This is a genomic window from Streptomyces sp. NPDC058240 (assembly GCF_042882135.1).
In the GTDB taxonomy this organism is placed as follows: Bacteria; Actinomycetota; Actinomycetes; order Streptomycetales; family Streptomycetaceae; genus Streptomyces.
The window spans coordinates 114,728-125,019 of record NZ_JBHVWT010000019.1 but is presented as its reverse complement, the minus strand read 5'-3'; the positions used below and the strand labels follow the sequence as shown (position 1 = coordinate 125,019).

The window sequence follows — 10,292 nt, the reverse complement described above, 5'->3', positions numbered from 1 at the left end:
AGTTTTTTTTTGTTCTTTCGCGTAGGGGGGGGGGGGGGGGGGGGGGGGGGGGGGGGGGGGGGGGAGGACCGCTCCCCCCCCCCCGGCCGCGAGCTGACCATCAGCATCCTCGCCACCGTCTACACCGCATTCCTGATCTACGCCGCCGGCCTGAAGTACCTCCTGGTGTCGCTCATCATCTACGCCCCGTCCTCCGCGCTGTTCGTGATGGCCCGCCGCGAGCAGGGCCGCAGGCCCTTCTCCCCGGGAGAGGCCGTCATCCTCGCCGTCTCGGCAGCCGGCGCCGTCGTCGGCATCATCGCCCTGGCAGCGGGATGGATCAGCATCTGACCCCAACTCATCTCGTCCGGAACCACCTTGAAGCGCCGTCACCGAAAGGGCTGCCATGACCAATCCCAGCGTCCACCCCGCCACCGCGTACGGCGTCCACTCCGAGGTCGGCCGACTGCGCAAGGCCCTGGTCTGCCGGCCCGGGCTCGCCCATCGCCGCCTGACCCCCACCAATGCCGACGACCTGCTCTTCGACGACGTGATGTGGGTGGAGAACGCCCAGCGCGATCACGCCGACTTCGTCAACAAACTGCGCGGACGCGGCGTGGAGGTCGTCGAGCTGCACGACCTCCTGGCCGAGACCATGGCGCTGCCCGACGCCCGGTCATGGCTCCTTGACCGCAAGGTGATCCCCAACGAAGTCGGCCTGGGCCTCATCGACGGCACTCGTGCCTTCCTGGAGTCCCGCACCCCCCAGCAGCTCGCGGAGTACCTGATCGGCGGCCTGGCCACCGACGACCTGCCTGAGGAGTACCGCTCCGGGTACCTGGCCCTGGCCCGCTCCTCCGCCGACGCCCGCGAGTACCTCATGCCGCCTCTGCCCAACACCCTCTACACACGAGACACCACATGCTGGCTGTACGGCGGACTCACCCTCAACCCGCTGTACTGGCCCGCCCGGCACGACGAGACGCTGCTGATGAAAGCCCTCTACACCTTCCACCCGGACTACATGGGATCGGACGTGTGGTGGGGTGATCCCGAACAGGACTGGGGACAGGCCACGTTCGAGGGCGGCGACATCATGCCGATCGGCAATGGCGTCGTCCTGATGGGCATGAGTGAGCGGACGTCCCGGCAGGCCATCACCCAGGTTGCCGCAGCCCTGTTCGCCGCGGGCGCGGCCCAGCACGTCATCGTCGCCGGGATGCCCAGGCTGCGGTCCGCCATGCACCTCGACACCGTCTTCACCTTCGCCGACCGTGACATCGTCACGCTCTACCCGGCTATCGTCGACGCCATCCACACCTTCTCCCTCCACCCGGCCGACAAAGCACCCGGAGCGGAGGTCGTCGACGAGGGGAAGGGCACGTTCGTCAAGGTGGTCGCCAAGGGAGTGGGACTGCCGGGCCTCCAGATCGTCGAGACCGGGGGCGACGCCTACGCCTCGGAGCGCCAGCAGTGGGACAGCGGCAACAACGCCGTCGCCGTCGAACCCGGCGTGGTCTTCACCTACGACCGCAACACCCAGACCAACACCCAACTGCGCAAGGCGGGCGTGGAGGTCATCACCATCGTCGGCGCCGAGCTGGGCCGCGGTCGCGGCGGCGGCCACTGCATGACCTGCCCGATCATCCGCGAACCCGTGGAGTACTGAACCCGGGCAGCGGGCGGGAGATGTTCCGTAGATCAGGCCGCCGCACAAGGCTCCGGGCCCGCTGTCGCCCGTGCGTACGCTCCGGCATGGGCCCGGCTGCCGACACGGCGAGCACGGCCTGGAACTGCTCGCGTGCCTCGTGGAGGCGGGCCGCCATGGAGTGGGTCTGGCCACCGGGGTTCCGTTCGTAGCGGTGATTGAGGTGGAGCCGAGGCCGCACGGGACAGATCGATCAGGCCCTGCCCCGTCGAGGAACTGGATCACATACTGGTGCGGCCAACCCCAGAACCCGGCACGGGACCGGCTGACGAAGCGGCGGTGCACGGTCGACACCGATTCCCCGAAGCAGGCAGCAGATACACCCCGGGGGGCGGGCATGCGCGGGTGGCTGCACCTGGTGGTGGGACAGCGGTTGGGACATGTCCGGGACAGGCCGAACCCCTGGTCGCTCCCGCCGGTGAACGTCCAGAGTGGGCGGCAGCCAAAAGGTCGCACCAGTACAACCGACGTTCCCTGGCATGTTCAGGGTTGTTCCGTACTGTCAGAAGGAGACTTTCGCCATGCGCAAACGCACTGCCGTTCTTGGTGCTTTCGGCGCCGCCGCTCTCGCGCTGTCCGTCTCGACCAGCGCCCAGGCCGCCACATGGACGCCCACAGAAGCCACCAAACACGCCAACATCCGAGAGTGCTATCGCGCTACCTGCGCGCCGACAGGCGTCATCTTCCCGGAGATGCCCGTCTGGTGGTCGCACTATGCGTACAACGATGCGGGCAACAGGTGGTACTACGTCAAGAACGACAACGGCAATACGGGCTGGGTGTACTGCGAGAACGTCACCGCAGGCTGCTGAGGGCCCGCCGATGCCCTGGTGATGACGCGCATCGGTCCAACTGGCCGGCCGTCACTCAGACATCGGTGAGAAACGCTCGCCGCGCGTCGCACGGCGGGACCAGGGCACCGGCAGCTTCGGTGCCGGGCAGGTAGGCCGGGGCGACTTCGGGCATCAGCTCCCCGAGTCGGCGGGTGTGGGCGGCGAGGCCGTCGACGACGCGGTGGGGAGCGGCCGATGCCCTTCGTCCCAGTGATTGGACCAGCCGTACAGTCCGCACGCAGTAACCGGCGAACCCCACGCGAGGGGGCGTTCAGTCCGGACACCGCGCGATGAATCAGCTGCGTCACAGAAAACCTAGGCCCATGTCACCGCAGGCCAGGCAGGTGACGCGTCAGCATCCAAGGCGGTCATGGCCAGGATTCGGGTTCCGCGCACCGGGGTGGGGAGGCCCGGAACCCGACCGGCGTCCATCCTCGCGGATCTCACCTACTCGTCCCGCGCGATCCACGTACATCTGCGCCGACGAGGCGCTCGGGCAGATATTCCGCAGCCCGCCGATCAGGTCGGCCACCGTCTGCGGCTAGGCCACGCGGGAGGTCACCACCCAGCTTCGATGTTGAGGCATACAAGCAACGCAACACTGTGAAGCGGTGCATCAATCGACTCAAACAGCGGCGCGGTCCGGCCATGCGAACCGACAAGCTCGCCATCTCCTGCCAAGCCGCACTCCACTTCACCGCCCCGCCCCGCCCCGCCCCGCTCATCTCGGCTCGGCGGCAGCGCCGATTTGTCGCCATACGGCCATGACAGCGTGAGGCTATGCCTACTCCGCATCTCCATGGCGATTACGTGATCACCGCGATGTACTCCGTACCCGATGACGCCTGGTACTTGGAACTGGACCTCGTTGCCGAGCAACGCACCCTTGTGACCGCGACCGTCCCCGACGAGGACCCGGCACGGGAGCGGACGGTGTGTTTCACCCCTGACGGGCGGCACCTGGACGTCCCGTACGAGGTCATGCGTTGGTTCATGGACCAGGTCGAGGAGGAGATTCGAACGTCCCGCGCCTGGATGCGGCTGCGGCCTGAGCTCGTCGAGGTCATTTACCAGTTGCGTCAGGAGCACTTGGGTGGCATCGATGATGGCGACTTTCCTCACGTCCTGGCGAAGGTGCGTGCCTCAGTCCCCGAGGGAGACCTCCCCGCCGTTCTTGCAGCCGCCGTCGGGCGGAAGCCTGACGGAACCACCGTGGACCACCAACAAGGGGTCCCGCTCACAGACGGCCGAGGAGAGAAGCCGTAGCGGGACGCGGGTGCGCCAGTTCGTGGCTGAGGGCCGGGACGGGACCTGGAGCGGCACAGTGGCTGTGCTGATCCAGGGCGCGGGCAGCGGCGACGTGTGCGGCAGGACCGTCCAGCAGCGCCAGGCACACGACGTTGGTGCCTTCGTTCGCCCCGAGTACCGCGGAAGCGGTGTGATCGACGCACTCTTCGAGGCGGCCGCCGGGTGGGCATGGTCGGTGGTGGAAGTGGCGCGGGTGCGCTTGTACGTCCACGAGCCGCTGCTGAGGCCGCCGCGGATGCGTTCCATGACCGGAATGAGCTGCGGGGCGTCGCCCCATTGGCCCGGGGTGATCAGGAGGGCCAGGGGACGGCGTCCGCCCTCACCGGCAAGATGGATCTTACTGGTCGGGCCGCCCGGGAGCACCCGAGCCCCTCGTCGCGGCGGTGCTGCCAGGGCGTGCGTAGCCGGCGGGCCTCGCCCTCGCGGCGCGCCTGACGGGGGTCTGCCGCCTCCACAGTCATGAGGTGCGGACTACAGCCGCCATGCCAGTCGGGGCGAAGGCAGCGACGCAATCGCCCTCGTCAGGCGTCGAAGCGGCGGCGGGCGGCCTCGATGTGACCGAGGTACTGGTGGGTCCAGCCGCACATCCCCTCAACTGTCGCCCGTAGGGCTCGACCCGACTCGGTGAGGGTGTACTCGACCCGCGGCGGCACAGTGGGGTGCACGGTCCGGTCGACCAGGCCGTTGCGCTCCAGCATGCGCAGGTTCTGGGTGAGCATCTTGTGACTGATGCCCTCGATCCCGTTGCGCAGCTCGCTGAAGCGCAGGGTGCCGTCACCGAGAGTTTCGATGATCAGGAGCGCCCACTTGTTGGCGATGTCCGAGAAGATCTCCCGTGCCAGGGAGTCCGCGCGCGTCAAGTCCGCTGCGTCGGGCAGTCCCTTGAACTGCTTGGTAACCATGAAGTTCCCCAGTCACTGAAAAGTGCGTTCTTCCATGTCAGCGGTCACTCTCCTACGGTTTCTGAGTAACCACAGAGACCGACGCGATTGCGGTTCGGTGCAAGCGAGCCCTCGGGCTCTCATGACAAGGAGGCGGGCAGCATGGCCATCACCCTGGTGAACCCCGACGGACTGCCGGAGATCGATGCCTATCGGCAGGTATCGATCGCGACTGGTTCGAAACTGGTCTTCATCGCCGGGCAGGTCGCCTGTGATGCCGACGGGGCCACGGTCGGCGAGGGTGATCTCGCCGCTCAGGTCGAGCAGAGCTACCTCAACATCGGCACCGCCCTGGCCGCGGTCGGTGCTTCCTTCGAGGACGTGGCGAAGCTGACTGTGTACGTCGTCGACTGGACCCCCGACAAGATGCCCCTGTTCCTGAAAGGGGTCTCTCGGGCGGCCGCGAAGTTGGGGGTCACCCCGGTCGCGCCGGGCACTCTGCTGGGTGTTGTGGCACTGGCCGCACCCGATTATCTGGTCGAGGTCGAAGCCACCGCGATCGTCGACGGCTGATGGCCTGTCGCAGCCTGGTCGGCAAGCGCACGCTACTCACCTGAGCTGTTGCCGCACTGCTGGAGAGCGTTGGGCTCGCTGTTCTCAAACGACATGGCATTCGCGGAGGAGGCGTACAGAGGTCCTTCCTTACCGGCTTCGATCGACGAGGAAATCGCCGAGCCGAACGCTCAGCTGGGCACCCAGCTCCCGGAACCCCAGCGCCACAGCCACACGCCGCGATGAATTGGGCCGTGCTCTCCACTGCGGCAGCAACGCGGCATCAAGGGCATGTGCCACTGCCGCGGACGCCACGGCCCGCGCCAGGCGTCGGCCTCGACAGTCCGGGGCAACCAGCACACTCAGTTGGGCCACCGACCGCGGCCAGGACCGGTACCCGGCCGCGGCCACCACTTCGTCGCCCCGCCGAATACAGAAGGCAGGAGAGGATATGTCCTCCAGGCCACTCTCACCGGCCTCCTCCTCCCCGACCAGGGCCAGCAGCGCGGCCAGGCTGCCGTCACCGATCGGCAACTGCTCGACCCCGGTGCCTTCATGCGCAGGAAGAAAGCCCTCCCGGTCCAGATAGAAGAGCGAAGCCGGTCCGAGGACATCGAGCACAGGTAGCACCGCTCGCAGACAGGCAATGTCGAAAAGCTCTTCCTGGGACATCGTCCGCACTGCGTCGGCCACCATCCCCGCGGCCCGCACGCTCGGAACAGCGACGATGGCTGCGCCACCGATCCGCACGACCCCGGTCCACGACGGCGGACACAACCGAGATCCGGGCGCGACCACAACTTGCGCCCCTCCCGACGGACAGAATTCGACCGGTGTGCCCGCCAGCTCCACCCACAACTCCCGGGCACGACGGAGCAAGAGTTCGTCAGCCATGAGCCGCATCCTTTCGGCTCCGCGCCCGGAGCGCGACAGGATTCCTCCCGGACGGACAGCACACACTGCGGGACTCAACCCGGCCCTGATCCATGAAAGACCGTCACGTCTCGTGAAATACCTTGAGAACCTGTCGACTTGGACGAGGCAGGACATCTGAAAAGACGTGTGCGTGAGCAATTCGTAAACTCTTGGAATCCTGGTCCGAGGCAGCGAGGGCGACCACGGCTTGGTAGTGGCGCGTCCGCTTGTCGTAGCGAGAACGGGGCCTGTGCCGGTGCGCGGCTACTACTCCGGCCGCGCATAGGCTCCGGGCCGACGACAGGGACCTGAAAGCGACTACCGGGGACTATGCGGTGAGCGCGGCGGGCTCGCGCAGGTGAGCAGCCGCCGTCCGCCACGCGTTGGTCACCGCGGTACGGGCCTGCGCCGTCCGGACGGCGCAGGCGCCGGTCAGCTCCAGTGGCGTGCCCACGTGCACGTGGAGGTCCGGGCGGCGCAGAGGCGCTGTGACCAGGCCGACGAGCTGCTTGGCGGTGCTGCCCGAGGTAATCCGACGGGCGCCGGCCTGGCCCACGGGTATGAGGGGGGCGCCGGTGCGCTCGGAGAGCCGGGCCAGACCGCTGCGGAAGGTGCCGGGTGCCGATTCCGCAGCGTCCCTGCGGCGGGGCAGACCCCCCTCGGCGTAGATGAGGACCAGCCGTCCCTGTTCCAGCGCTTCTGCTGCGATGTCCAGCGCGGCCGCGGCGCGCCGATCTCCGCGGACGACGGGGATGTGTCCTTCGCGAGCGAGCGCGCGACCGAGGAGCGGTACGCGCCACAGCCCTGCGGCCGCCATGATGACCGGACGGGCGCCGAAGCGGTGCAGTGCGGCAACCACGATCGCAGGGTCGGCCAACGACGTGTGGTTCGCGGCGACAATGCTGCCAGGCGCGAGTTCGGCACCGGGGTCGGTTGTCACCGACAGGCGGCCGACAGCGGGCACCAAGACGTCGGCGACGCGACTGAGCATGAGCGGTCTCCCGGTCTCGACGATGTTGATCTTCATCGTCGAGGACAGGCGCCGGCTGGGCGTGAGTCTTCGTACTCATCTTCTCGGCAGATTTTCCCAATACTGCGCCGAAGCTCTGTGCTGGTGGGTGTCTTCAAAGGGGCCTGATCCAGAGCAGCAGTGAAGTGAGGGCGACTGGCACCTTGTAGGACTCGGGGGTCTTGTCGTAGCGGTGGGTGATCGCGCGGTACTGTTTCAGCCTGTTGAAACAGCGCTCGACAGCATTGCGGAGCTTGCAGAGCTGCCTGTCGAGGGCTGGGGGTCTGCCGCTGTGACCATCCCGGTTGCGGCGGTTGGCCTTCGAGTCGGAGCGCGTGGGCGATGCCGCGTCTGAGCAGATGTCCGCGGATCTTGCGGGAGCCGTGGTTCTTCACAGCCCTTGTCCCGCAGAACGTGGTCGGGCCGGGTGCGCGGGCGGCCGGGATCGGGGCGCGCGATGCGGAGTATGTCCATCACCGCGTCCATCTCCGCCCGCACCACCCGGACCAGCCGCGTGTCGGTATCGGAGAGCTCAGGACAACGCACCCTTGCTCTGCGTGATCCCCTCGACCTGCTTTGGAGACAGGCCGTAGGACCACTGACGTATGCGCACAGTACTGCCGAGAGACGATGACGCGGCGTCAGGTGTGGTGAAAGGCTGGCCCGCATGCCGAGAACAGCCGGGGCAGCGCGCGGCTGAGGACGCGCTCCGCGTTCCCTGACCCCCTTGTGCGGCCACGCCGGCCCGATCCGCCCCGCTGACGGGCCGGGCCGGACCGGCCGGTATCCGGGCGTGCGGCCCAGGCGCCGGAGTCTCGGGGCCGCCGGTCCGATGCGGCCCCGGACGGGTCGGACCGGGCCGCCACGCTCTGCTCGCCCTCGCCACCACCTTCTGTCCCGCTGCCTCACGCACCACTCAAGGAGACCGTGTGACCACCATCAGCACAGCCGTGCGCCGCACCTCGCCCGTGGGGCTCGCCCTCACCGCCTGCTTCACCGCGCTGCCCGGCGCGACGGCGACAGCAGCGGGCCGCGACGGCGCTGCGGTGACGGCCGGGGCGGGCCTCGACCGCTATTACCACCAGCGCCTCGACTGGCGCAGTTGCTTCCTGGGCCCGGACGATGCCACGGGTCGTGAGCTGGAGAAGGCCGGTGCACGCTGCGCCGACGTGACCGTCCCACTCGACTACGCCGATCCCCGGGGCCGTACCCTCAAGGTCGCGATTTCGCGGCTCGCTGCCACCGACACCCGTCACCGGGTCGGCTCGCTGTTGTTCAACCCCGGAGGGCCGGGCGGGCCCGCCCTCGGCTACGCCCCGCTCGTTCACCGGATGATGAAGGAGACCGGTGCACGCTACGACGTCATCGGCTTCGACCCGCGTTTCGTCGGCCGCAGCGCCCCGCTCGACTGCGACTGGCCCGTCGGTTCCTCCGTGTTCTCGGCCGGTCAAGGCCGGGCGGGCTTCGAGCGCCAGGTCGCCCTGCAGAAGGGCCTGGCCGACAAGTGCCGGGCCACCAACGCGTCCGTGCTGCCGTACGTCACCACCCGCAACACGGCCCGCGACATGGACGTCATCCGGGGCACGCTCGGCGAGCGCAAGGTCTCCTACCTGGGCTGGTCCTACGGCACCTACCTGGGCACGGTCTACACCCAGATGTTCCCCCGTCGCCACGACCGGGTGGTTCTCGACGGGGCACTGGATCCGCGCCGCTACAACCCGCGGCTGATGCGCGGCGTGGAGCGCGAGAACGATAAGGCCCTCGCCGACTGGGCCACCTGGGCGGCGCAGCGACACAGCGTCTACGGTCTCGGCCGCACGCGCGGACAGGTGCTCGCCACGATCGACCGCGTCGTCGCGACCTCCGCGCGCCACCCTCTGACCATCGGCACCGGCGCGGATACGTTCCGGCTCGACGACACCCAGGTGCCCTTCGTGGTCTTCTCCGGAACCGCTGACGACACCGATGAGGCACGGGCTGCGGCCGGGGAGCAGATGTCCGTGCTCGCAAGGGCTGCAGCAGGTCAACCCACCCAGCTGTCGCCGCAGTTCGCCGCGATGCTGCGGGGCGCGCTCACCGACCAGGGATCACGCAACGGCAGTGTGCAGTCCGCGATCCTCTGCGGCGATGTCTCCGTGCCTCGCAACCCCGAGAGCTATTGGCGGGACATCGAACGCAGCCGGGCGACGCACGCGCTGTTCGGCCCTCTCACCAACAACATAGGGCCGTGCGCCTTCTGGGACCGGCCCCGCGAGAGGCCCACCCAGTTGCGTCACGACACCCCTGCGCTGATCGTGGCCGCCACCGGTGACCCGCGCACCCCGTACACGGGCAGCGTGGCACTGCACAATCTGCTGCCGAGCTCCAAGCTGCTCACTCTCAAGGGTGCCAACCGGCACGCGATCTACGGCCAGTACGGCAACGCCTGCGTGGACAATGAGGTCAACCGGTACCTGGCCACAGGAAAGCTGCCCGCACCGTGCGTTCCACACCGGCCGTGAACATGTTGAAGGAGTCCGACAGCGCCGCACTCGTCTCCGGCTCCTCGTACCGCTTGAGCAGGCCGCGCTTGACCTCGACTTCGCAAAGGGTGCGGGCCGGGTCACGGAGTGCGATGTGGGCGGCGTGCGGGTCGCCCGCGCCAGTCCTGTACGTGACCACCATGCCGGCGTCGTCACTCACCACACCGCTCCCCGAGCCGTGGTCCAACCAGCGGAGCCCGTCGGCCTCTTGGCCCCCAGCGGTGCGCGCCACGGTTTCGTCCTCGTCGAGCCTGTCACGAAGGAACGGCATCAAGTCGTCCATGGGGCCATCATCGCGTGTCGGTGGAGGTGGGACGGACGGATCGGTGGATCGGGGGTGGATGCCGGTCCGTGTTGAACTGTTCGAGTTACTGGGGGATGCCGTCGAACAACACATGGGTCCGAGTGCGCCACGACGCGCCAGGACAACGCGTTATGACGTATGCGAGGCCTTCTCTTGATTCAGTTGCCCGGGTTGCTGCCGATCTTGGATGGCCTCGCTCCGTCTCCGCTCTCGCACCGCGCCGTGGCCCTGGACATCGCGGGACGGCTCACCCGAGCTCATCCACGAGAGCAAAAAAGACG

Annotated in this window: 10 protein-coding genes and 3 pseudogenes; 7 read left to right on the top strand and 6 right to left on the bottom strand. The window is 68.1% G+C overall.

Annotation, left to right across the window (positions count from 1 at the left end; genetic code table 11):
• The 3 genes and pseudogenes from ACFVX4_RS26485 to ACFVX4_RS26475 all read left to right on the top strand — a co-directional run.
• Positions 1-330, top strand: a pseudogene (locus ACFVX4_RS26485) (hypothetical protein); the annotation flags it as partial.
• A 55-nt stretch (positions 331-385) separates the two neighbouring features.
• On the top strand, positions 386-1,648 hold the full coding sequence (locus ACFVX4_RS26480; RefSeq protein WP_389981468.1) for an arginine deiminase: 1,263 nt from the start codon (positions 386-388) through the stop codon (positions 1,646-1,648).
• Between the two features lie 560 nt (positions 1,649-2,208).
• On the top strand, positions 2,209-2,499 hold the full coding sequence (locus ACFVX4_RS26475) for a hypothetical protein (RefSeq protein WP_389981466.1): 291 nt from the start codon (positions 2,209-2,211) through the stop codon (positions 2,497-2,499).
• Between the two features lie 55 nt (positions 2,500-2,554).
• Here the strand turns inward: ACFVX4_RS26475 and ACFVX4_RS26470 are convergent, their stop codons facing one another.
• Positions 2,555-2,758 carry a hypothetical protein gene (locus ACFVX4_RS26470; RefSeq protein WP_389981465.1) on the bottom strand — a complete coding sequence of 68 codons (204 nt, stop codon included), beginning with the start codon at positions 2,756-2,758 and terminating at the stop codon, positions 2,555-2,557.
• An 84-nt stretch (positions 2,759-2,842) separates the two neighbouring features.
• On the opposite strand from ACFVX4_RS26470, the pseudogene ACFVX4_RS26465 reads away from it, so the two are divergent.
• Together ACFVX4_RS26465 and ACFVX4_RS26460 are read left to right on the top strand one after the other, a co-directional pair.
• Positions 2,843-3,288 (top strand): annotated as a pseudogene (locus ACFVX4_RS26465) (hypothetical protein); the annotation flags it as partial.
• 12 nt (positions 3,289-3,300) lie between these two features.
• Complete coding sequence (locus ACFVX4_RS26460) at positions 3,301-3,786, top strand: hypothetical protein (RefSeq protein ID WP_389981463.1); 486 nt, start codon at positions 3,301-3,303, stop codon at positions 3,784-3,786.
• Positions 3,787-4,059: 273 nt separating this feature from the next.
• On the opposite strand, the pseudogene ACFVX4_RS26455 reads toward ACFVX4_RS26460, so the two are convergent.
• Together ACFVX4_RS26455 and ACFVX4_RS26450 are read right to left on the bottom strand one after the other, a co-directional pair.
• Positions 4,060-4,229 (bottom strand): annotated as a pseudogene (locus ACFVX4_RS26455) (IS5/IS1182 family transposase); the annotation flags it as partial.
• A gap of 120 nt (positions 4,230-4,349) precedes the next feature.
• Entirely contained in the window at positions 4,350-4,730 is a 381-nt protein-coding gene (locus ACFVX4_RS26450; RefSeq protein WP_389981461.1) for a winged helix-turn-helix transcriptional regulator, read from the bottom strand.
• A gap of 141 nt (positions 4,731-4,871) precedes the next feature.
• Between ACFVX4_RS26450 and ACFVX4_RS26445 the strand changes: the two genes are divergently transcribed.
• Positions 4,872-5,282, top strand: coding sequence for a RidA family protein (locus ACFVX4_RS26445; protein ID WP_389981459.1), 411 nt, complete (start codon positions 4,872-4,874; stop codon positions 5,280-5,282).
• Between the two features lie 129 nt (positions 5,283-5,411).
• Here ACFVX4_RS26445 and ACFVX4_RS26440 read toward each other — a convergent pair whose 3' ends face one another.
• Positions 5,412-6,155, bottom strand: coding sequence for a GNAT family N-acetyltransferase (locus ACFVX4_RS26440; protein ID WP_389981457.1), 744 nt, complete (start codon positions 6,153-6,155; stop codon positions 5,412-5,414).
• Between the two features lie 349 nt (positions 6,156-6,504).
• Positions 6,505-7,167 (bottom strand): lysophospholipid acyltransferase family protein, encoded by a 663-nt coding sequence (locus ACFVX4_RS26435; protein WP_389981455.1) that lies wholly within the window; start codon positions 7,165-7,167, stop codon positions 6,505-6,507.
• Positions 7,168-8,114: 947 nt separating this feature from the next.
• On the opposite strand from ACFVX4_RS26435, the gene ACFVX4_RS26430 reads away from it, so the two are divergent.
• On the top strand, positions 8,115-9,686 hold the full coding sequence (locus tag ACFVX4_RS26430) for an alpha/beta hydrolase (protein WP_389981454.1): 1,572 nt from the start codon (positions 8,115-8,117) through the stop codon (positions 9,684-9,686).
• On the opposite strand, the gene ACFVX4_RS26425 is transcribed toward ACFVX4_RS26430, so the two are convergent.
• Positions 9,628-9,990: a DUF6221 family protein gene (locus ACFVX4_RS26425; RefSeq protein ID WP_389981453.1), complete on the bottom strand. Its 363-nt coding sequence runs from the start codon at positions 9,988-9,990 to the stop codon at positions 9,628-9,630. The two genes, ACFVX4_RS26430 and ACFVX4_RS26425, sit on opposite strands and share 59 nt — an antisense overlap.
• Positions 9,991-10,292 lie beyond the last annotated feature (302 nt).